Origin of the sequence: Bradyrhizobium sp. SUTN9-2 (assembly GCF_003122645.1) — a bacterium.
Taxonomy (GTDB): domain Bacteria; phylum Pseudomonadota; class Alphaproteobacteria; order Rhizobiales; family Xanthobacteraceae; genus Bradyrhizobium; species Bradyrhizobium yuanmingense.
The window spans coordinates 7660986-7682403 of record NZ_LAXE01000001.1 but is presented as its reverse complement, the minus strand read 5'-3'; the positions used below and the strand labels follow the sequence as shown (position 1 = coordinate 7682403).

At 65.3% G+C, this 21418-nt stretch carries 19 protein-coding genes and 1 tRNA gene; 17 read left to right on the top strand and 3 right to left on the bottom strand.

All coding sequences use genetic code 11. The features are described 5' to 3' along the window. On the bottom strand, positions 1-1120 hold a 1120-nt coding region (locus XF30_RS35560), incomplete at its 3' end, for an alpha-hydroxy acid oxidase (protein ID WP_109145292.1). Positions 1121-1249: 129 nt separating this feature from the next. Here XF30_RS35560 and XF30_RS38775 point away from each other — a divergent pair. The 10 genes from XF30_RS38775 (at position 1250) to serA (ending at position 11072) form a co-directional block, all read left to right on the top strand. After that, entirely contained in the window at positions 1250-1417 is a 168-nt protein-coding gene (locus XF30_RS38775) for a hypothetical protein (RefSeq protein ID WP_167361667.1), read from the top strand. Between the two features lie 221 nt (positions 1418-1638). Continuing rightward, complete coding sequence (gene glmM, locus XF30_RS35550) at positions 1639-2982, top strand: phosphoglucosamine mutase (RefSeq protein WP_036009507.1); 1344 nt, start codon at positions 1639-1641, stop codon at positions 2980-2982. Positions 2983-3229: 247 nt separating this feature from the next. Further along, positions 3230-4474 carry an MFS transporter gene (locus XF30_RS35545; RefSeq protein WP_283811193.1) on the top strand — a complete coding sequence of 415 codons (1245 nt, stop codon included), beginning with the start codon at positions 3230-3232 and terminating at the stop codon, positions 4472-4474. 237 nt (positions 4475-4711) lie between these two features. Beyond that, positions 4712-5542, top strand: a complete 831-nt coding sequence (locus XF30_RS35540; RefSeq protein ID WP_036009511.1) for an outer membrane protein — start codon at positions 4712-4714, stop codon at positions 5540-5542. Between the two features lie 166 nt (positions 5543-5708). Continuing rightward, a complete protein-coding gene (locus XF30_RS35535; protein ID WP_036009512.1) occupies positions 5709-6596 on the top strand; it encodes an outer membrane protein in 888 nt (295 codons plus the stop codon). A 70-nt stretch (positions 6597-6666) separates the two neighbouring features. Then, complete coding sequence (locus tag XF30_RS35530) at positions 6667-7257, top strand: glutathione S-transferase family protein (protein ID WP_109145290.1); 591 nt, start codon at positions 6667-6669, stop codon at positions 7255-7257. Between the two features lie 18 nt (positions 7258-7275). Then, positions 7276-7740 carry a GNAT family N-acetyltransferase gene (locus tag XF30_RS35525; protein WP_109145289.1) on the top strand — a complete coding sequence of 155 codons (465 nt, stop codon included), beginning with the start codon at positions 7276-7278 and terminating at the stop codon, positions 7738-7740. A gap of 175 nt (positions 7741-7915) precedes the next feature. After that, positions 7916-8107, top strand: coding sequence for a hypothetical protein (locus XF30_RS35520; protein WP_225132126.1), 192 nt, complete (start codon positions 7916-7918; stop codon positions 8105-8107). 79 nt (positions 8108-8186) lie between these two features. Next, positions 8187-9359 carry a phosphoserine transaminase gene (locus tag XF30_RS35515; RefSeq protein ID WP_109145288.1) on the top strand — a complete coding sequence of 391 codons (1173 nt, stop codon included), beginning with the start codon at positions 8187-8189 and terminating at the stop codon, positions 9357-9359. A 123-nt stretch (positions 9360-9482) separates the two neighbouring features. Further along, on the top strand, positions 9483-11072 hold the full coding sequence (serA, locus tag XF30_RS35510; protein WP_036030940.1) for a phosphoglycerate dehydrogenase: 1590 nt from the start codon (positions 9483-9485) through the stop codon (positions 11070-11072). Between the two features lie 63 nt (positions 11073-11135). On the opposite strand, the gene XF30_RS38355 is transcribed toward serA, so the two are convergent. Next, on the bottom strand, positions 11136-11291 hold the full coding sequence (locus tag XF30_RS38355) for a hypothetical protein (protein WP_158284444.1): 156 nt from the start codon (positions 11289-11291) through the stop codon (positions 11136-11138). A gap of 135 nt (positions 11292-11426) precedes the next feature. Between XF30_RS38355 and XF30_RS35505 the strand changes: the two genes are divergently transcribed. Next, complete coding sequence (locus XF30_RS35505) at positions 11427-12599, top strand: thiolase family protein (RefSeq protein ID WP_057027707.1); 1173 nt, start codon at positions 11427-11429, stop codon at positions 12597-12599. Positions 12600-12804: 205 nt separating this feature from the next. Continuing rightward, positions 12805-14778 (top strand): methyl-accepting chemotaxis protein, encoded by a 1974-nt coding sequence (locus tag XF30_RS35500; RefSeq protein WP_109145287.1) that lies wholly within the window; start codon positions 12805-12807, stop codon positions 14776-14778. Positions 14779-14911: 133 nt separating this feature from the next. On the opposite strand, the gene XF30_RS35495 is transcribed toward XF30_RS35500, so the two are convergent. After that, a complete protein-coding gene (locus XF30_RS35495) occupies positions 14912-18235 on the bottom strand; it encodes a PAS domain-containing sensor histidine kinase (RefSeq protein WP_109145286.1) in 3324 nt (1107 codons plus the stop codon). Positions 18236-18948: 713 nt separating this feature from the next. Here XF30_RS35495 and XF30_RS35490 point away from each other — a divergent pair. The 5 genes from XF30_RS35490 to XF30_RS39675 all read left to right on the top strand — a co-directional run bounded on the left by XF30_RS35490 (position 18949) and on the right by XF30_RS39675 (position 21341). Then, a complete protein-coding gene (locus XF30_RS35490) occupies positions 18949-19383 on the top strand; it encodes a phasin (RefSeq protein WP_109145285.1) in 435 nt (144 codons plus the stop codon). Positions 19384-19852: 469 nt separating this feature from the next. Continuing rightward, a tRNA-His gene (locus tag XF30_RS35485) sits at positions 19853-19929 on the top strand. Positions 19930-20161: 232 nt separating this feature from the next. Continuing rightward, positions 20162-20854, top strand: a complete 693-nt coding sequence (locus tag XF30_RS35480; RefSeq protein WP_081493056.1) for an Xre family toxin-antitoxin system antitoxin — start codon at positions 20162-20164, stop codon at positions 20852-20854. A 9-nt stretch (positions 20855-20863) separates the two neighbouring features. Beyond that, positions 20864-21154 carry an RES family NAD+ phosphorylase gene (locus tag XF30_RS39680; protein WP_244609078.1) on the top strand — a complete coding sequence of 97 codons (291 nt, stop codon included), beginning with the start codon at positions 20864-20866 and terminating at the stop codon, positions 21152-21154. Further along, positions 21144-21341 (top strand): hypothetical protein, encoded by a 198-nt coding sequence (locus tag XF30_RS39675; protein WP_244609077.1) that lies wholly within the window; start codon positions 21144-21146, stop codon positions 21339-21341. The genes XF30_RS39680 and XF30_RS39675 overlap by 11 nt, the downstream gene beginning before the upstream one ends. Positions 21342-21418 lie beyond the last annotated feature (77 nt).

Below are 21418 nucleotides of genomic sequence, written 5' to 3'. Positions count from 1 at the left end.
GATCGTCGATCTCGTCCACCCGGTTGACGCCGCACAGGCCCATCGTGGTGAGCAGCTCCTTCTGGATGATGTCGATCGCCTTGGCGACGCCGGCCTGGCCGCCGGCACCGAGGCCATAGGCATAGGCGCGGCCGATCATGCACGACTTTGCGCCGAGCGCCAGCGCGCGCATCACGTCCTGGCCGGAGCGGATGCCGCCGTCGAACATGATCTCCATCCTGTCCCCCACCGCGTCCGCGATCTCGGGCAGGACCTCGATCGAGGACGGCGCGCCGTCGAGCTGGCGGCCGCCGTGGTTGGAGACCACCAGCGCCTGCGCGCCGGTCTTGGCGGCTTCCTCGGCGTCCTCGACGTCGAGGATGCCCTTAATGATCAGCTTGCCCGGCCAGATGCTGCGGACCCACTCGACGTCCTTCCAATTCAAGGAGGTGTCGAACTGCGAGGCCGTCCATTCGGCGAGGCGGTTGAGATCTTCAGTGTTCTTCACGTGGCCGGCGATATTGCCGAAGGTGCGGCGCTTGCCCTGCAGCACGCCGGAGACCCAGGCCGGCTTGCTGGCGAAGTCGAGCAGCTTCGACAGCGACCATTCCGGCGGCACCGTCATGCCGTTCTTGATGTCGGCGTGGCGCTGGCCGATCACCTGCAGATCGACCGTGAGCACCAGCGCGCTGCATTTGGCAGCCATCGCGCGCTGGATCAATTCCTTGATGAAGCCGCGGTCCTTCATGACGTAGAGCTGGAACCAGAACGGCTTCTCGACACTGGCGGCGATGTCCTCGATTGAACAGATCGACATCGTCGATTGCGTGAACGGGATGCCGGCGGCCTGCGCGGCGCGGCAGGCGTGGATCTCGCCGTCGCCGTGCTGCATGCCGAGCAGGCCGACCGGCGCGAGGATCAGCGGCATCGTCGACGGCTCGCCGAGGATCGTGGTCGAGGTGTCGCGCTTGGAGACGTCGACCAGGATGCGCTGGCGGAACTTGATCGCCTGCATGTCCTCGCGGTTGGCGCGCAGCGTCTCCTCGGCGTAGGAGCCGCGGTCGCAATAGTCGAAGAATGCCTTCGGCACGCGGCGCCGATGCAGCGTGCGAAGATCGTCGATACAGGTAATATGCTTCATGTCGTTTCCCCGGCCCGTCACGTACCAAACAGTCTTGCATCGGAAGATTTCGGGGTCATCTAGCATGGTTGGATGCACAGCCAAATCGTTTGCAGAACGTTTTGGAAGGAGAGTGCCAAGGAGAGCGTCATGACGAAGCCGCACGCAGGACCTTCGCCGGAAGAGATCAAGGAGAAGCATGATCTCGAGGAGGCGCTCGAAGAGGGGCTGGAGGAGACCTTCCCGGGCTCCGATCCCGTCAATGTCACCCAGCCGGCGCCCAGCCGCGCCGACGGCCATGTGAAGCGCTCGGATTAAGGCGAGTTCCACCGCTTTTCGCTGGTCACGCCGGAATTGCAATGTTAACAATCTGTTATCGGGGGCGGTCGCGGCGCCGGTTCCGTAATGATTCATCATATTTTTTGAAGCCAAGTTAGCCGCGATAGCTTTATAAGACCTCGGCAAATCAGGGATGCGGGTCCCGTTGGGGCAGCCCGTGGTTGTAGAGGGGAGTCCCTGGTTGTTGCTTGGGGGACGATATGAGCCGCAAATATTTCGGGACGGACGGGATTAGGGGCCGCGCCAACGGACTGATCACGCCGGAGCTCGCGCTCAAGGTCGGCCAGGCCGCGGGCCTTGCGTTTCAGCGCGGCGACCACCGCCACCGCGTCGTGATCGGCAAGGACACCCGTCTGTCCGGCTACATGATCGAATACGCCATGGTCGCAGGCTTCACCTCGGTCGGTATGGACGTGCTGCTGGTCGGCCCGATGCCGACGCCGGCGGTCGCGATGCTGACCAAGTCGATGCGCGCCGATCTCGGCGTGATGATCTCGGCCTCGCACAATCTGTTCGAGGACAACGGCATCAAGCTGTTCGGCCCGCAGGGCTTCAAGCTCTCCGACGACGTCGAGCGGCAGATCGAGCAGTTGCTCGACGAATCCCTAGACAAGCGGCTCGCCCAAAGCGCGAGCCTCGGCCGCGCCCGCCGCATCGACGGCGTGCATGACCGCTACATCGAATTCGCCAAGCGCACGCTGCCGCGCGACCTTTCGCTCGAGGGCCTGCGCGTCGTGATCGATTGCGCCAACGGCGCCGCCTACAAGGTGGTGCCCGAGGCGCTGTGGGAATTGGGCGCCGACGTGGTGCCGATCGGCGTCGAGCCGGACGGCTTCAACATCAACAAGGATTGCGGCTCGACCTCGCCGGAGGCGCTGTCGAAGAAGGTGCGCGAGATGCGCGCCGACATCGGCATTGCGCTGGACGGCGACGCCGATCGCGTCATCCTGGTCGACGAGCGCGGCCATGTCGTCGACGGCGACCAGCTGCTCGCGGTGATCGCGCAGAGCTGGAAGGAGGACGGACGCCTTTCGCGTCCCGGCATCGTCGCCACCGTGATGTCCAATCTCGGGCTGGAGCGCTTCCTGCAAGGGCAGGGCCTCGAGCTCGTGCGCACGCCGGTCGGCGACCGCTACGTGCTCGAGCAGATGCTGAACGGCGGCTACAATCTCGGCGGCGAGCAGTCCGGCCACATCATCCTGTCCGACTACGCCACGACCGGCGACGGTTTTGTCGCCGCATTGCAGGTGCTCGCCGTGGTGCAGAAGCTGCGCCGCCCGGTGTCAGAAGTCTGCCACCGCTTCGATCCGCTGCCGCAGATCCTCAAGAACGTCCGCCACAAGGGCGGCAAGCCGCTCGATGATTCCGACGTCAAGTCGGCGATCTCCGACGGCGAGAAGCGCCTCAACGGCCACGGCCGCCTCTTGATCCGCTCCTCCGGCACCGAGCCCGTGATCCGCGTCATGGGCGAAGGCGAGGACCGTCACCTCGTCGAGGACGTCGTCGACACCATTGTTTCGGCATTGGGGCAGGCCGCGGCTTGAGTCCTTCCTTCTCCCCTTGCGGGAGAAGGTGGCGCGAAGCGCCGGATGAGGGGTTCTATCCGCTCGCAACACAGCTCGTGAGGATAGAAACCCCTCACCCGTCTCGCCGCTAACGCGGCGAGCCACCCTCTCCCACAAGGGGAGAGGGTAAGAGGCGCATCCCAGCCATTTGCGATTGACGCTGGTCCCACCGTCGCTTGCGTCGTAATCAGCACCTCGCGGCAATCTGCCGCGCTGGATTGCCGCCTTGAACAAGCCTGTCGTCGTCTCAGAGGAAACGCTGACCGAGCCCGTCGTCGTCGCCGAATTGGCGCCGGCCGCCGCCAAGGGGCCGGCCTATATCGTGCTCGCCGGCATCAGCGTCTCGCACTTCCTCAACGACACCATGCAGTCGCTGATCGCCTCGGTGTACCCGATCCTGAAGGACGCCTACGCGCTCGACTTCGCGCAGATCGGCATGATCACGCTGGCGTTCCAGTTCACGGCCTCGCTGCTGCAGCCGGTGGTCGGGCACTACACCGACAAGAAGGCGCAGCCCTATTCGCTCGCGGTCGGCATGGCCTCGACCTTCTTCGGCTTGCTGCTGCTCAGCGTCGCGCACCAATATCTCGTCATCCTCGTCGCCGCCGCGCTGGTCGGCCTCGGCTCGGCGGTGTTTCACCCGGAATCGGCGCGCATCGCGCGGCTCGCCTCGGGCGGACGCTACGGCTTTGCGCAATCGGTGTTCCAGCTCGGCGGCAGCTTCGGCACCTCGATGGGGCCGGTGCTCGCCGCGTTGATCGTGGTGCCGTTCGGGCAGGGCAGCATCGCCTGGTTCTCCTCGATCGCGTTTCTCGCCATCCTGATTCTCTGGCGCATCGGGCGCTGGTACGCGCCGCAGATCGCGACGAAGAAAGCGGCGCCCGTCCACACCCAGCCCGGTGCGCCGAGCTCGCGCCGTGTCGCGGTAGCGCTCGCAGTGCTCGTCGTGCTGTTGTTCTCCAAGCAGCTCTACGTTTCGAGCCTGTCGAGCTATTACATCTTCTACCTGATCGACCGTTTCGGCGTGTCGACGCAGGCAGCCCAGATCTATCTCTTCGTCTTTCTCGCGGCGAACGCCGTGGGTGCGTTTCTCGGCGGTCCGCTGGGCGACCGCTTCGGCCGCAAGATCGTGATCTGGATCTCGATCCTCGGCGCGCTGCCGTTCACGCTGGCGCTGCCCTATGCCGGGCTCGCTGCGAGCGCGGTGCTCAGCGTCGCCATCGGCCTGATCATCTCCTCGACGACGTCGTCGATCATCGTGTTTGCGCAGGAGCTGGTGCCGCACCGCTTCGGCATGATCTCCGGCGTGTTCTTCGGCGTCGCCTTCGGCATCGGGGGCCTGGGCGCGGCCGTGCTCGGCAAGCTCGCCGACCACACCTCGATCGAGTTCGTCTACCAGGTCTGCGCCTGGCTGCCGGCGATCGGGCTGCTCGCGGTGTTCCTGCCCAAGCTGCCGCGAAACGCGCGTTAACGCATCCTCTCTTGCCGCGTTGCGGCTTCACACATCGTTAGGGAATGCGGCGCCGATGTCGCATTTGGCGCGGCATTTTTGCAACGCTCGCACGGCGCGCGCGTGTAGGGTGAGAAAAAATCAACCTTAAAAATTAGGGTTAAGTGGCGCTTAAACATTTGCTGGCATCGTCCCCCCGTGAGTTTCCAGAACGTGAGGCGCTCGTATTCAGCCTCACCGGCCATAAGGACGAAGCCAATGCGTAGCGTTAAGTCTCTCCTTGCCGCGGGTGCGGCAACCCTGATCTCGTCGATGGCGTTCGCCGCCGATATGCCGATCGCCGCCCCCCCTCCGATGTACGCGCCGCCGGCTCCGCCCGCCGACTTCGGCGGCTGGTATCTGCGCGGCGACATCGGCATGACCAACCAGAGCGCGAAGCGCATCGAGAGCGCCCTGCCGGCCGGGTACTCGAAGACGACGGAAGGCCTCGGCTTCGACTCCTCGCCGCTGTTCGGCCTCGGCGTCGGCTATCGCTTCAACAACTGGTTCCGCGCCGACGTCATCGGCCAGTACCGGGGCAAGGCCAATTTGCACGGTAGCGACAATGTCGTGGGACCCGGCTTCGTCGGCGTCAACAACTACAGCGGCAGCAAGTCCGAGTGGCTCGTGATGGCCAACGCCTATGTCGACCTCGGCACCTGGTGGTGCGTCACTCCGTTCATCGGCGCGGGCGTCGGCGGCTCCTACAACAAGCTCAGCGGCTTCCGCGACGACGGCGTGTCCTACAGCCCGCTGCTCAACAACAGCGTCGCCTACTTTGCCGACAACGGAAAGTGGAACCTCGCCTGGGCCGCTCACGCCGGTCTTGCCTACAAGGTCAATCCCGGCTTCACCGTCGAACTGGCCTACAGCTACATGAACCTCGGCGATGCCGCGCCCGGCAACTACCGTTTGTTCGACAACAGCGCTTCCGGCCCGACCTCGATCAAGGTCAGGGACATCACCTCGCACGACGTCAAGCTCGGCGTACGCTGGGATCTCAACAGCCCGCCGGCCTACGTGCCGCCGCCGCTGGTCACCAAGGGCTGATCGCAACCTGATCGGTTAGGACTCCTTAACGGCGCGGGATCATCCCGCGCCGTTTTGCTTTGCGTATTTTTCATGTCGAGGTGCGGCGAAGGCGCCCGGCGCAACCATTGGTTAAGGTTAACAGGCGATGATCATCGCAACAGTTCGAGTCCGATGGAGCGTGGTGATGCGTAGGCTGGTGTTGGCAGCGGCGATGTTGGGGACGGTGTCTGCCGCGCAAGCGGCCGACATGCCGGACCTGCCCGTGCTGCGCGGCGGCTTCGCGGACGGTCTGTCGAAGACCTCCGTCAATTGGAATGGCTTCTATGTCGGCGGTCATGGCGGTTATACCGCAGATGCCACGGATTTCAGTCAGAGCGTGGTCGGACTGACCAACTACATCTTCCGCGACAGCGTACTCCAGGGGCCGACCTCGACGTGGTCGCTGCTGAACAAGACCAACACTCAAAGCACCAATTTCGGTGGCTTCGTCGGCCGCAACTGGCAATGGTATGATGCCGTTCTCAGTCTCGAGGGCACCTACAGCTACTTCAACGATATGGCGACATTGACGTCAGGAACCAACTCGCTCGTCATCGTCAACCCGCCTGGTGAGGTGCGGGCGCCCGGCGTCACCAACAACTATGCCGTCACGCTGACGGGTGCCGCGGCGGCACAGGTCAAAGACATGGTGACGCTCCGCGGCCGCGTGGGTTGGGACGGCGGCAGCTTCATGCCTTATGCCTTCATGGGCGCTGCCGTCGGGCGAATGGACGTGTCGCGCACCGTGACCAGCAGCGTCTCGATGCGACAGGACACGACGACGACGGATTTCTTCGGCAACACCACGACGATACTTGGAACGTGGGGCCCGGTTCCTGCGCAGTCGGGCACGCAAGGTCAGCACAGGACCAACACGTACGCAGTGGGTTGGACCGCCGGCCTCGGGCTCGAATACTGCGTTTGGGACGGCTTGTTCGCCCGCATCGAATACGAATATGTGAGATTCTCGCCCGTCATGAACACGCAGGTGACGTTGAACAACGCGCGCCTCGGCGTCGGCTACAAGTTCTGAGCCGTCCGCTTCCTGTTGACAGCTGCGCTTCGTCCTGATGCTCTCTCGTTCCGAAAGCGGGGCGGCAGCGATGAAGATCTACGGCGACAGCAATTCCGGCAATTGTCTCAAGGTGAAGTGGGTCTGCGACAAGCTCGCTGTGCCCTACCAGTGGATCGAGATCGACACCCGCAAGGGCGAGACGCGCACGCCGCAATTCCTGAAGATGAACGGCGCCGGCCAGGTGCCGACCGTCGCATTCGACGACGGCCGTACGCTGGCGCAGTCCAACGCCATCATCCGCTATGTCGCCCGCGACAGCGTGCTGGTTCCGCGCGATGCCTTCACGGCGGCCAAGATGGACGAATGGCTGTTCTGGGAGCAGTACAGCCACGAGCCTTATATCGCCGTGTGCCGCTTCCTCATCGTCTATCTTGGCAAGGATGCCTCCGAGCTCGATCCTGAAAAGGTCAAGCGCGGCTATGCGGCGCTCGACCGCATGGAGCAGCATCTCGCCGCCAGCCGCTTGTTCGCCGGCGCGGAGGTGTCGCTCGCCGACGTGTCGCTGCTCGCCTATACGCGCCTCGCGCATGAAGGTGGCTTCGACCTCGGCCGTTATGCCTCCGTCCGCCGCTGGATCGGCGACGTCGAAGCGTTTCTCGGCCTTCCGCCGGCGCGCTGAGGTGCGGAGTCGCCTGACATGAATGCCGAAGCCGTCTCTATCCGTCCCGCGCGCCGCGAGGACGTCGTCGCGATCGTGGCGATGCTCGCCGACGATCATCTCGGCCGCGCGCGCGAGCGCGTGGAGGATCCGTTGCCGTCCTCCTATTACGACGCATTCGCGCGGATCGCGCGCGATCCGAATCTGACGCTGGTGGTTGCCGAGAGTGAGGGCAGGGTGGTCGGCTGCCTGCAACTCGCGATTCTGCCGGGCCTGAGCTCGCAGGGCGGATCCCGCGGACTGCTCGAGGACGTTCGCGTTGCCACCGAGTGTCGCAGCCGCGGCATCGGCGAGCAATTGGTGCAATGGGCCGTGACGGAAGCAAAGGCGCGCGGCTGCAATCTGGTCGAGTTGCTCACGCATCAGACGCGCGTCGATGCGCAGCGCTTCTACAAGCGGCTCGGCTTCACGGCGAGTCACGTCGGCATGACTGTCCGCTTTTGAGGCAGCGCGACGCGAGCGCTGCGCAGCCGGCGAAAAGCGGGCTTTTCATTCGGTCGTGTTAAGAGCCGGTAAACTACCGCTCCGTCGTTCACATTGATGAAGGAACGAAGGGTGCTACGGGGGCATCTGACACCGGGCTCGCTCGGTTCGGGACATTTCAATGACAAGCTATTCGATGATCAAGGTCGGCAACGACTACGTCGTGCAGGCCAATGACAAATGCATTTTGAAGGTCGGAAGCCGCCGCAAGGCGGCGCAATTGATCAGCGATGCCACGGACTTGCTGAACGCGCTCACTGTTGTCGAATCCCCTGATATTGCACCGGAAGCGCCATCACTGGCGCGTGAGGCCCCGGAACTTCCTTGACGGACCTTCCCGATTCCCGTATCAGCCGCGGCGGGACACCTCCCCCCAACGGGAGGCTTACTATCTGGAAGGGTAGATCATGACTGTAGCGAAGCCCGCTTCGCGGCCGACCGTGCCGCATTTCTCCTCCGGCCCCTGCGCCAAGCGCCCCGGCTGGAACGCCCAAAATCTCAAGGACGCAGCTCTCGGCCGCTCGCATCGCGCGAAGATCGGCAAGGCCAAGCTCAAGCTCGCGATCGACCTGACGCGCGAAGTGCTCGAGGTCCCCTCCGATTACCGCATTGGCATCGTGCCGGCCTCCGATACCGGCGCGGTCGAGATGGCGCTGTGGTCGTTGCTCGGCGCACGGCCCGTCACCACGCTCGCCTGGGAATCCTTCGGCGAGGGCTGGGTCAGCGATATCGTCAAGGAATTGAAGCTCAAGGACGTCACCAAGCTCAATGCGGCCTACGGTGAGATCCCCGATCTGTCGAAGGTCGATCCCAAGAGCGACGTCGTCTTCACCTGGAACGGCACCACGTCGGGCGTGCGCGTTCCGAACGCGGACTGGATCAGCGCGAGCCGCGAAGGCCTGACCATCTGCGACGCCACCTCCGCCGCATTTGCGCAGGCGCTCGACTGGGCCAAGCTCGACGTCGTCACCTTCTCCTGGCAGAAGGCGCTCGGCGGCGAGGCCGCGCATGGCATGCTGATCCTATCGCCCCGCGCGGTGGAGCGGCTCGAGACCTACAAGCCGGCCTGGCCGCTGCCGAAGATCTTCCGTATGACCAAGGGCGGCAAGCTCAACGAAGGCATCTTCGTCGGCGAGACCATCAACACGCCGTCGATGCTCTGCGTCGAGGATTATCTCGATGCGCTGAACTGGGCCAAGTCGATCGGCGGTCTCAAGGCGCTGATCGCGCGCGCCGATGCCAACACCAAGGTGCTGGCGGACTGGAAGGCGAAGACGCCCTGGATCGACTTCCTCGCCAAGGACGCATCGATCCGCTCCAACACCTCGGTGTGCCTGAAGTTCACCGATCCCGCGATCACCTCGCTCTCCGAGGACGCGCAGGCGGAGTTCAGCAAGAAGCTGGTGGCCCTCGTCGAGAAGGAAGGCGCGGGCTACGACTTCGCCTATTACCGCGACGCGCCGGCCGGCCTGCGCATCTGGTGCGGCGCCACGGTGGAAGCAAAGGACGTCGAGCTGCTGACGCAGTGGATCGACTGGGCCTTCGCCGAGACCAAGGCCACGCTCGCGAAGGCGGCGTAAGCAAACCTAATCCTCGTCATGGCCGGGCTTGACCCGGCCATCCATCAATCAAGAGAGATGGATCCGCGGGTCAAGACCGCGGATGACGTGCCGTAAATGCAGCACGCACAACGGATCATCCCCATGACCAAACCCAAAGTTCTCATTTCCGACGCGCTCTCGCCCGCTGCCGTGCAGATCTTTAGGGATCGCGGCGTCGAGGTCGACTTCCAGCCCAATCTCGGCAAGGACAAGGACAAGCTGGCCGAGATCATCGGCAATTACGACGGCCTTGCGATCCGCTCCGCGACCAAGGCGACCGCCAAGATCCTCGAGAAGGCGGCCAGGCTGAAGGTGATCGGCCGCGCCGGCATCGGCGTCGACAATGTCGAGATCCCGGCCGCGACGGCCAAGGGCATCATCGTGATGAACACACCGTTCGGCAATTCGATCACGACCGCCGAGCACGCCATCACCCTGATGCTCGCGCTCGCCCGCGAGATCCCGCAGGCCGATGCCTCGACGCAGGCCGGCAAGTGGGAGAAGAACCGCTTCATGGGCGTGGAGATCACCGGCAAGGTGCTGGGCGTCGTCGGCTGCGGCAATATCGGCTCGATCGTCGCCGACCGCGCGCTCGGCCTGCGCATGAAGGTGATCGCGTTCGACCCGTTCCTGTCGCCGGAGCGCGCCAAGGACATCGGCGTCGAGAAGGTCGATCTCGACGATCTGCTCAGGCGCGCCGACTTCATCACGCTGCACACGCCGCTGACCGAGAAGACCAAGAACATCATCGACGCGGCCGCGATCGCCAAGATGAAGAAGGGCGTGCGCCTGATCAATTGCGCCCGCGGCGGTCTCGTCGACGAGCAGGCGGTGGTCGATGCGCTCAACGCCAAGCACATTGCCGGCGCCGCCTTCGACGTCTTCGTCGAGGAGCCCGCGACCAAGAGCGTGCTGTTCGGCCATCCCAACGTGATCTGCACGCCGCATCTCGGCGCCTCCACCACCGAGGCGCAAGAGAACGTCGCGCTGCAGGTCGCCGAGCAGATGTCGGATTACCTGCTCACCGGCGCGATCTCGAACGCGGTCAACTTCCCCTCGATCACGGCGGAAGAAGCGCCGAAGCTGAAGCCGTTCATCGCGCTCGCCGAGAAGCTCGGCTCGTTCGCCGGCCAGCTCACCGAGAGCGGCATCCTCAAGGTCGAGATCACCTATGAGGGCCACGTCGCCGAGATGAAGATCAAGGCGATCACCTCCGCGGTGCTGTCGGGGCTGCTGCGGCCGATGCTGGGCGAGGTCAACGTGGTGTCAGCGCCGGTCGTCGCCAAGGAGCGCGGCATGGTGGTGGACGAGATCGTCCGCGCCGCGCAGAGCGACTATGAGAGCCTGATCACCGTCACGGTCACCACCGAGCGGCAGGAGCGGTCGGTCTCGGGCACCGTCTATGCAGACGGCAAGCCGCGCCTCGTCGACATCAAGGGCATCCGCGTCGACGCCGAGTTCGGCAAGTCGATGATCTACGTCACCAACGAGGACAAGCCGGGCTTCATCGGCAAGTTCGCGGGGCTTCTGGGCGACGCCAAGATCAACATCGCGACCTTCCATCTCGGCCGGGTCGCTCCGGGCAGCGATGCCATTGCGCTGGTCGAGGTCGACGGTGTGGTGCCGGCCGACGTGCTCGCCAAGGTGCAGGCCCTGCCGCAGGTCAAGCAGGCCAAGGCGCTGACGTTCTGAGCGGCTCCCACCGGCGTCATGGCCGGGCATAGCCGTCCGAAGGACGGCGTCGCTTCCGCTCGCCTATGACCCGGCCATCCACGTCTTGCCGCTCGGCGCGAAGAACGTGGATGCCCGGCCCTTCGCCGCGCCGAAGCGGCTTCGGCCGCGCAGGCGAGCAAGCCCGGGCATGACGTGTGGATAGAGCGGGCGCGCACGCCCCGGAATGACGATCATCATATCATATATTCCGACACGCGGAACAACGCCGTCTCCATCGCCGGAGGCGGCGTTTTCATTTTCCCCACCCCCAATCTTTGTGTACCAATGGCGCTAGGACGCTCCGTTCCAAATCGTTCGACAAGGGAGAAAACAATGCGTGAAGCCGTCATCGTTTCCTATGCGCGCACGGGCCTGGCGAAATCCGGCCGCGGCGGGTTCAACATCACGCCGCCGATGTCGCTCGCGGCCCACGCCATTCATCACGCGGTGGACCGCGCCGGCGTCGAGAAGGACTATGTCGAGGACTGCTATCTCGGCAATTGCGCCCATGGCGCGCCGAACATCGGCCGCCAGGCTGCGCTGCTCGCGGGCCTGCCGAAGACCACCGCCGGCGTGTCGGTGAACCGCTTCTGCTCGTCGGGCCTGCAGACCATCGCGATGGCCGCGAACTCGATCCGCTCCGACGGCGCCGATTGCATCGTCGCCGGCGGCGTCGAGAGCATCTCGATTCCCGGCGGCGGCACGCCGAAGGAATCGGTCGATCCGGAACTGCTCAAGGTCGCCCCCGACATCTTCATGGCGATGATCGACACCGCCGACATCGTCGCCGAGCGCTACAAGCTCAGCCGTGAATATCAGGACGAGTTCTCGCTGGAATCGCAGCGCCGCATGGCCGCGGCCCAGCAGGCGAACAAGTTCAAGGACGAGATCGTCCCGATGAAGACCAAGATGAAGGTCGTCGACAAGCAGACCAAGGCCGAGTCGATCGTGGACTACACCGTCGATCGCGACGAATGCAATCGCCCCGAAACGACGATGGAAGGATTGGCAAAACTCGAGCCGGTGAAGGGCCCCGGCAAGTTCGTCACCGCCGGCAATGCCAGCCAGCTCTCCGACGGCGCCGCCGCGGTGGTGCTGATGGAAGCCAAGGACGCCGAGAAGCGCGGCCTCAAGCCGCTCGGCCGCTTCGTCGCCTGGGCCACCGCCGGCTGCGAGCCGGACGAGATGGGCATCGGCCCGGTGTTCGCGATTCCGAAGCTCCTGAAGCGCACCGGCCTCAAGATCGACGACATCGATCTGTGGGAGCTTAACGAGGCCTTCGCCAGCCAGTGCCTGTATTGCCGCGACCAGCTCGGCATCGATCCCGCCAAGTACAACGTCAACGGCGGCTCGATCGCGATCGGCCATCCCTTCGGCATGACCGGCGCCCGTCTCACCGGCCATCTGCTGCAGGAAGGCGCCCGCCGCAAGGCCAAGTGGGGCGTGGTGACGATGTGCATCGGCGGCGGCCAGGGCGGCGCCGGCCTGTTCGAGATCTATAGCTGAGCCGATCCAACCACGGCTTGAACGTTGCAAACACGGCGCCGCTGGGCGCCGTGTTTCATTTTCTGGAACCTACTTGTGCACGCAACCGTGCACAGAAGCGAGCATTGTGACAAATACACGTATTCGTACGTGCCCGCAAATTAACGGAAGTTTTTACGCTTTATCGCCTCATCAAGCGTATCGACCACCAGCGGGTTCTCGTTAGATGCGGCTCCTCTCCCTGCGACTCACTCACAAGATCACCGCGATCGGCGTCATTGGCGTCATCGGCGTCGTCCTGATCGGCGGCATTCACCTCTACGGCGAGCGGAGGATGGGCGTCTATCGCGACGCGGCCGAGGATGCGCGCACCGTGTTCGAGCTGAACAACAGGATCGCGGTCGAGCTGCTCGAGGCGCGCCGCGCCGAGAAGGATTTTCTGCTGCGCAGCGATCCGGCCAGGGCGCAGCGACAGGTCGAGATCGGCCGGCAGGTGGCGCTCGACATCGAGACGCTCCGCGGCAAGATCGCAGCGCTCGGCCAGCCCGAGCTGGCGCAGAAGATCGACGCGATGAATGCGTCGCTGAAGACCTATCAGGCCCGCTTCGCCGCGGTGGTCGAGGAACGGCAGCGGCTCGGCCTCGACGAGGAGTCCGGGCTCGAAGGCCGCCTGCGCGCTTCCGTCCACGGTATCGAGAGCCAGGTCGACCAGTTCCAGAATTCCGAGCTCAAGGTGATCATGCTGATGATGCGCCGGCATGAGAAGGATTTCATGCTGCGTCGGAACGCCAGATATGGCGAGGAGATGAAGAAGCGCGCGTCCGAATTTGCCGCAGGCCTCGACGCGGCAGCCATTGCCGACGGCGCCAAGGCCGAGCTGCGCCAGAAGCTCGCCGATTATCAGCGCGACTTCTCCGCCTGGATGGAGACCGCGCTGAAGCTGGCGGCTGAATCGAAGGCGATGTCCGAGGCCTTCGCGTCGGTCGAGCCCGTGATCGAGCAGGTCTCGACATCGGTCGACCGCATCCGTGCCGATGCCGACCGTCTCAACGAGGCCGAGCGCACCAGCATCCAGTTCTGGATTGCGGTGGCGATCGCGCTGATTGCGACGAGCGTGCTCGGCCTCGGCATCTTCATCGGACGTTCGGTCTCGAGGCCTTTGACCGCGATGCGCGCGGCGATGATCGAGCTCGCCAACGGCAATTTCGCCATCGTTCTTCCCGGCCTCGGCCGGCCCGACGAGATCGGCGAGATCGCGCAAGCGGTCGAGACATTCAAGATCAACGCCGAGCGGAAGGCGCAGGAGGAGGCCGAAGAGAAGATCAGGCAGGACAAGCTCGCCGCCGAGCGCCGCCGCGCGGACATGATCAGGATGGCCGACGATTTCGAAGGCGCGATCGGCGAGATCGTCGAGACCGTGTCGTCGGCGGCCAACGAGCTCGAGGCGTCGGCGACGTCGCTGACCACGACCGCCAGCCGCTCGACCGAGCTTGCCACGCTGGTCGAGGCGGCGTCCGAGGAAGCGGCGACCAACGTGCAGTCGGTGGCGTCCGCCGCCGAGGAGCTGACCGCCTCCGTCAACGAGATCAGCCGCCAGGTGCAGGCCTCCGCGCGCATGGCGGGCGAGGCCGTCACCCAGGCCGGGCAGACCAACGATCGCGTCAGCGAATTGTCCAAGGCGGCCGCGCGCATCGGCGACGTGGTCGAGCTCATCAACGCCATCGCCGGCCAGACCAATCTCTTGGCGCTGAACGCCACCATCGAGGCCGCGCGCGCGGGCGAGGCCGGACGCGGCTTTGCCGTGGTGGCCTCGGAAGTGAAGGCCCTGGCCGAGCAGACCGCGAAGGCGACCGGCGACATCGGTCAGCAGATCTCGAGCATCCAGGTCGCGACGCAAGATTCCGTCGGCGCGATCAAGACCATCGGCGGCACCATCGAGCGCCTGTCCGAAATCTCCTCCACCATCGCGGCCGCGGTGGAAGAGCAGGGCGCCGCGACCAGCGAGATCTCGCGCAACGTCCAAAGCGCCGCCGCCGGCACCACGCAGGTCAGCGCCAACATCTCCAGCGTGCGCCAGGGCGCGACCGAGACGGGATCCGCCTCCTCGCAGGTGCTGTCCGCGGCGCAATCGCTGTCGAACGACAGCAGCCGGCTGAAGATCGAGGTGAGCAGGTTTTTGGAGACGGTGCGGGCGGCGTGAGCCCCGCCGTCATTCCGGGGCGTCGCGAAGCGACGAGCCCGGAATCCATTGCACCACCATTGATGAGGATCGATGGATTCCGGGCTCGCGCTAAGAGGCGCGCCCCGGAATGACGGCTTGAGCGTGCCGCGCCCTACGCCCCCGCCAGCGCTGGCGCGAGCACCACCTCGATCAGCGTGCCGTGGCCGGCGCTCTTGATGTTGAACCGGGCGCGGTTGGCTTCGACCAGCGCTTTCGTCAGCGACAGGCTCAGCGCCGAGCTGTCGGCGGCATCGCCCGGCGGCGGCGTGCGGAACGGCTCCATCGCGGCGGCGACTTCGCGCTCGGAAAGGCCATGGCCGGTGTCGCGGATGCGAAGCGCGATCTCGCCGCGATCGGTCAGCGCGGTCGAGACGATGACCTGGCCGCCGGCGCTGGCGAGCCGGATCGAGTTCGAGATCAGGTTCATGGTGATCTGCCGCATCGCGCGCGCATCGACGCTCACCTGCGGCAGCGCATGGGCGAGCGAGGTGCGGATGATGATGCGCTCGCGGTTGGCCTGCGGCTGCATCACCGTCACGCAGGCTTCGACCAGGTCGTTGAGGTTCAAGTTCGCGAAATTCAGGTCGAGCTTGCCGGTCTCGATCCGCGACAGCTCCAGGAGGTCGTCGATGATGGCGATGACGCGCTCGCCGGAAGCGCGGATGTCCTTCATGTATTCGCCGTAGCGCTCGTTGCCGAGCGCGCCGAAGCGCTCGGAGATCATCACCTCGGCAAAGCCGATGATGGCGTTGAGCGGCGTGCGGATCTCGTGGCTGATCCGCGCCAGCATGTCGGCCTTGGCGTTGGCTGCGCCGTCGACGAGGCGGCGGGCCTTCGTCAATTCGCTCTCGCCCTTCTTCGCGTGCGAGAGATCGCGGAACACGGCGAAGAAGTTCGGCCCGTCGGGGCGGGTGCGGCCCATGATCATCGCAAGCGGAATGACGCCGCCCTTCTTCTCGCGGCCCAGCACCTCGCGGCCGTGATCGAGCAGGCTGGAGATGTCCTGGCTCTTCAGGCTTTCCAGATAATCCGCGACGATCTGCTGGCTCTCGGGGGCGAACAGCGTCAGCAAATTCTGCTGCAGCAGCGCCTCGCCGTCATAGCCGAACAGCGCCTCCGCGCTGCGGTTGCAGGCGTGGATGTTGCCTTCGGCGTCGAACATCACGATGCCCTCGGCCGTGGTGTCGAGGATGGCGGCGAGATCCTCGGCATCGGCATCGCCGGCCGCGGGCTCCGCGTCCGCGGCGTCAGGCTCTGCGGCCACCACGGTCTCTGCGACGGCAGCCGCCGCGATCGGCGCCGCCTGCGGCAGCGCGCAGATCAGCGCATGCGCGCTGTCGCCGTCCCACTCGATCGTGTGCAGATGCGCTTCCGTCGCGGGCGGCGGCGTTTCGCCGTTCGCGATTGTCGCGCTGATCGTCACAGGCGTGCCGCCTTGCGTGGTGCTGCTGGCCGCCGACACGCCCGGCTCGACATAGAGCGCATCCAGCCCGCCGGCATGCTCCAGCGCGTTCAGGCCGTCATAGCCCATGCGCGCGAGGAAGGCGGGATTGGCGTAGAGCAGGCGGTCGAGCCGGTAGATCAGGATGCCCGTCGGCAACAGGTCGAGCAGCGTGCGGTCGCGCGCGCTCATCCCGCGCGGCGGCGATGCGGGCTCGGTCAGCCATTCGGCGGCGGCCTGCGGCTCCGGCTCCGGTGCTTCGGCGCTGGTCTCCGCCACTGGTCCGGCCGCGTCGGTCGTGATGGTCTCGCGCTCGCGTTCGAGCCGCTCGGACAATTGCCGCGCGAGCTCGTTGAACGCGCTGTTCTCGACCGGCGTCAACGTCGGCGGCCGCGTATCGCCGGCGACGCGGAACGGCACGACATTGGGAGGCGTTTCCACGGGCGTGTCCAGTTCGGTTGGGTGTGAAGTCTCGCTTGTGGGCTCTGGCAGGTCGGGTTCGGCTTGCGGTTCAGGCTCGGCTTGCGGCTCAGGCTCGGATGGCGCGATCGGCGGTGCCTCTGCTTCGCCCTCCGCCTCAGCTTCCGCCGCCGCTTCAGGCTCGGGCTCCGCATCGAACGCGACGGCCTCAGTGGAGCGATCCTGTGCCGGCGGCTCGACCAGCAGCTCGAAGCGCCTGAGCGCCTCGAGCCGGTTGAGCGCGTCGAGATCGCGGCAGACGCCGAAGCCGCGGAAGCCGGCGAATTCACGGTTGCGGTCGTAGACCGGCAGGCCCGCGAGCTCGACCGGAATGTGCTCGCCGCCGTCGGCCGGCCAGTTCACTGTGATGCCGGCCCAGGTATCCTTGCTTTCGAGCGCCTTCGCCACGCGCCCCTCGGGATCGAGCGAGAATTCCTCGGCGATCTCGCGCCAGGGGCGGCCGAAGCCGGCGGCCGTATGCGTGCCCATCAGGCGGATGAATTCATCGGAGCCGAGCACAAAGCGGCCCTCTTCATCCATCTGCCAGAGGAAGCGCAGCGGATGCTGACGCGGTGCGGGCGGCTCTTGGTGGCTAGCAGAGTCCTGGCCCGAAGTCGGCTCGACCATGCCTGCATTGATCGGCGCGGGCTGCGGCGACACAATGGCTTGCGGCTGGTTTTCAACCGGAGTTTTGGCCGCCGCGGGGACGACCGGCTCCGGCGTCGGCGCAATCGTCTCGGCGGGCGGTTCGGCCGGCTCAGTGAATGCGTCGAACAGCGCGATCGCAGACGGTGCCTCGTCTGGCGCAGGCTGTGCGTCCTCCGGCACCGCGGCCGGAGGCTGCGCGGGCGTGACGTCGGGCGCGGCCTCGTGCGCCGCCGTGGCGGCGGCCGGCTCGATCAGCGCGACCAGGCCGATATCGGCGCCGCTGCCGACCCGCTGCAGAACCATCTGGCCGATGCCGATCGGCGTCGCGGCGCGGCCTTTTGCCAGCGCATCGCTGCGGGCGCGGTCGAGCCCGGCCTCGAATAGACCGCGGAAGCCGAGCAGGGGGCGCGCGGCCTCGCTCGCGCCGACGAACAGCCCGTCCGGCGCGAACGCCGCCATCGGCACCTTCGCGCCGGCGACCAGCCGATGCAGCCGCTCGACCAGCGGCATGGTGCGCAGCGTCGGGTCCATCGCGATGACCAGCACCGCATGGCCGCCATCGGCAAAGTCGAGCCGCGCGCAAGCACAGGTCATCAGCGCCCCTAACCGGGCGCCGAAGCCGCGCAGCCGCTGCAGCCGCATTGCGCCGTTCGCCGGCAGCTGGGGGGCGAGCCTGACGATTTGGCGGCGATGGCTGTCGGCGGGGCCGAACACCTTGTCCGCAAGGCCGGCGCTGTTGGCCGCGCCGAACAGTTTTGCGCCGACCGGATTGGCCCACAGCACGCGCGCGCCGTCGGTCGACCATAGCCAGGCCGGCAGGGCAGAGGTCGCATGCACGGCCAGCCGCGGATCGCCCACCCCTCGCAACTGGAAATCCGAACGCGTCATCAGGCCGGCTGCATCTCACGCTTCACGAGTTGGCGGCTGCCGGGAATGACAGCCTTAAGAAAGGGTTAGTATCGCCCGGAAGGCGCGACCAGGTCCACGGCCCAAAGCCCGCGATGGATCCCCAAGCGGCGATAACCTTAATCCCGTCAACCCCGCAAGCCGAGCCGACGTTGCATCCAAGGGATTCAAGGCGTGGGCGCTTGCGAAGAGACGCAGGGCTCGCGGCATCTACGGTCCCCATCCTCCCCTAGAGGGGTCCGGGACGAGCGAAGCTCGCCCGTAGATCGGTTCGCACGCAGCGAAGCGGAGAGCGAACCGAGGTGGGGTGACAGTCTCTCCCCACAGGCGGTCCCCGAGCGGAGAGATCACCCCACCCCGGCTCGCATCGCTGACGCGTTGCGAGCCGACCCTCCCCATCCAGGGGAGGGTAAGAGCGCGTGTGTTGCCGGGCGCATCCCACTACCTCAACCCCCGGTTCCCCCATACCGGAACCTCATCCTCCCCGAGATTAAATTTCGCATCGCACCCCTCTGCCGCGTTGCGATGCACAATGTTGACATGATAGGCAGCCATAATTCTGGTGCTGGGCGAGCCATCTCATTGTTTCGCGTTTCCAGTCTTCGTACCCGCTCAATGCGCAGGGCCCATGGTCGGGGCCGGCGGGCGCGCCAGAAAGGCTCACTCCATTTTTTCAATTAGCGTGAGGGACCAACATGACAGGTGCGACTGATCCGTTTTCTGCCTCGATCATCCCGTTCGAGGTTCCCGAGCAGGTGCGTGCGTTCGCCGAGAAGGGCGCGGCGCAGGCCCGCGAGAACTACGCCAAGTTCAAGGACGCCGCCGAGACCCATAACGGCACCGTCGAGGCCGTGTTCACCTGCGCTTCCAAGGGCGCGAGCGAGTACACCGCCAAGCTGGTCGAGTTCATGAAGGCCAATTCGAGCGCCCAGCTCGACTTCGCCCAGCAGCTGTTCGGCGCCAAGTCGCCGACCGAAGCGATGGAGCTGTGGACCGGCCACGCCCGCAAGCAGCTCGAGACCTACCAGGCCCAGGCCAAGGAGCTGGTCGAGCTCACCCAGCGCGTCGCCAATGAGACTGCCGAGCCGATCAAGGCCAGCGCCTCGAAGTACTATCCGTCCGCCGCCTGAGGCGAGGCCGGTTTGGTGTGAGATGCGAAGCCCGGGCCCGAAAGGCCCGGGTTTTTCTTCGCCTCTCCCGCTTCCCCATGCGGAAATCCAAGAATGGTCGTAATGCCCGGGCGTGTCCCGCCTGCGCGGCCGAAGCCGCTTCGGCGCGGCGAAGGCCTGGGCATCCACGTTCTAGGTGCCGCGGGCAGAAGCCGTGGATGGCCGGGACAAGCCCGGCCATGACGATGTGGAGGCTTGAGCGGCCCAATCGTCGCCTCATATGCGATGACCTGCCTCGATGGGACGAGGGGCAGCCCAGCCCTCGATGTCGGTAACCGCGTTCGATTTCTCTGCACCGAACGTGATTCCCGCCGGTTTTTCACCCTATTGCGGCCTTGCCAAACCGGGCCGTTGCACCTAGTTTCCGCCCCGTCCAGCCCCCTTAAGGCTCAGGCCTTTTCAGGCGGCCCAAGGCGCGGCGCGCAAGGATGCAGTTGTAGCTCAGTTGGTTAGAGCGCCTGTCTGTGGAACAGGAGGTCGGTGGTTCGAGCCCACCCAACTGTACCAACGATCGCAGTGATTGGCGCGCGATGCAGCATTGCTCCGACCGCTGAATTTCGACGCATCGTTAGACCAGCCAAAATGTTGGCGGGGCATTGCTCACCGCTACTTGGTGATCGCCCGCGGACTGCGGTTTGAGCCCAAGTGCGACGACGCTTGAATCCATCACTGCATGTGCTTAGATGCCAATTGGCAAGATTATTTTGGCATTTGGCAAGAGGCTGCCGAGGCAGAAACTATGGGTAAGAACGAGCGTAGTGGCAAAGGTGTTGCTCGAGATTCTTCGCGGGGCGTTCGCGCCCCCGGCTCCCAGACTAGCAAGCAGATCAAGGCGATTGCAGCGTCGGCCCTTACTCAGCGGCCTGACCATAAGAGGGGGTCTCGTAAATCTCCTTCGGCAGGGCTTGAACGCCTCTCCGCCGCTGAGCCGGACCAGACCTATCAACCGCAACCCGGCGCTGTTGTCGTGCGAGGGCATTTCGATGCGGTCACGGGGCTCTCGACGATCACCGATGCGCCGTCGCTCGGGCTCGGCAGAACCGCGGATGAAGCGCACTCCTCGGCCGAGCTGTTCGACGTCGTGATCGACGGCAACAGATTGTTTCGCATCGAGCCCGCTGCGCTCAAACGCCTTGCCAATTACAGCGATGACGAAATCCACGCGCTCGTCGTGCCCAAGCGCACGCTCGCGCGGCGGCTGTCGGACGGCGAGCCGCTGACGGTCGAGGAGACCGACAAGGCCGTTCGGCTGGCGCGGGTCGACCGGCTCGCCGCAAATGTCTTCGGCGATGCGGCAAAGGCGCACCGCTGGCTGCGCAAGCCGAAGAAGGCGCTGGGCGGAGAGACGCCGCTCGCATACCTCGCGACGGAGGCTGGAGCGCGCGTGGTTGAGGAGATGTTGCATCGGATCGATCACGGCATCCTCGCTTGAGGATTCGGCGTGCGGATCTGGCGGATCTCCAATTTCGACGATCTTTCCGGTATCGGCGGCCTGAAGGCCGACGGCCGCTGGCACGATCGCGGCCGGCACGTGGTCTACGCCGCGGATCATCCGGCTTCGGCGCTGCTCGAAGTGATGGTGCATCTGGAAATTGATGTGGAGGACTTGCCGACCAGCTACCAACTGCTTCGTATTGACGTGCCTGATAACCTGGCTGTCGAAAAGGTGAGCTTGAGCGATATTGAGAGAGTATCGCCGAATTGGGCCGGGAATCCCAGGGGTGACACGTGATGTGTTGAGGCCGTGGTTCGACGAGATGCGCACGGCCGTGGTGTCGGTGCCGTCGGTCATCGTACCGTTTGCGCAGAACTATCTCATCAATCCGAGACACGTGGGTGCGGCGCGCATCCGCGTGTCTCATGTCGGGCGCTATCCTCACGACGAGCGGCTGTTTGGGCTGCGAACGGGCAAAGTCTGAGGTTGATGGTTTCCTGCTTTGCGCACGTCTGGGGCAACATCCCGAGATCAGCCAACATCGCCAATCTTGGAGCTCGA

Coding starts and splice junctions, on each gene's coding strand:
- XF30_RS38775 (WP_167361667.1), top strand. CDS start 1,250: ATGACGAAGCCGCACGCAGGACCTTCGCCGGAAGAGATCAAGGAGAAG.
- glmM (WP_036009507.1), top strand. CDS start 1,639: ATGAGCCGCAAATATTTCGGGACGGACGGGATTAGGGGCCGCGCCAAC.
- XF30_RS35540 (WP_036009511.1), top strand. CDS start 4,712: ATGCGTAGCGTTAAGTCTCTCCTTGCCGCGGGTGCGGCAACCCTGATC.
- XF30_RS35535 (WP_036009512.1), top strand. CDS start 5,709: ATGCGTAGGCTGGTGTTGGCAGCGGCGATGTTGGGGACGGTGTCTGCC.
- XF30_RS35530 (WP_109145290.1), top strand. CDS start 6,667: ATGAAGATCTACGGCGACAGCAATTCCGGCAATTGTCTCAAGGTGAAG.
- XF30_RS35525 (WP_109145289.1), top strand. CDS start 7,276: ATGAATGCCGAAGCCGTCTCTATCCGTCCCGCGCGCCGCGAGGACGTC.
- XF30_RS35520 (WP_225132126.1), top strand. CDS start 7,916: ATGATCAAGGTCGGCAACGACTACGTCGTGCAGGCCAATGACAAATGC.
- XF30_RS35515 (WP_109145288.1), top strand. CDS start 8,187: ATGACTGTAGCGAAGCCCGCTTCGCGGCCGACCGTGCCGCATTTCTCC.
- serA (WP_036030940.1), top strand. CDS start 9,483: ATGACCAAACCCAAAGTTCTCATTTCCGACGCGCTCTCGCCCGCTGCC.
- XF30_RS38355 (WP_158284444.1), bottom strand. CDS start 11,291: ATGATGATCGTCATTCCGGGGCGTGCGCGCCCGCTCTATCCACACGTC.
- XF30_RS35505 (WP_057027707.1), top strand. CDS start 11,427: ATGCGTGAAGCCGTCATCGTTTCCTATGCGCGCACGGGCCTGGCGAAA.
- XF30_RS35500 (WP_109145287.1), top strand. CDS start 12,805: ATGCGGCTCCTCTCCCTGCGACTCACTCACAAGATCACCGCGATCGGC.
- XF30_RS35495 (WP_109145286.1), bottom strand. CDS start 18,235: ATGACGCGTTCGGATTTCCAGTTGCGAGGGGTGGGCGATCCGCGGCTG.
- XF30_RS35490 (WP_109145285.1), top strand. CDS start 18,949: ATGACAGGTGCGACTGATCCGTTTTCTGCCTCGATCATCCCGTTCGAG.
- XF30_RS35480 (WP_081493056.1), top strand. CDS start 20,162: ATGGGTAAGAACGAGCGTAGTGGCAAAGGTGTTGCTCGAGATTCTTCG.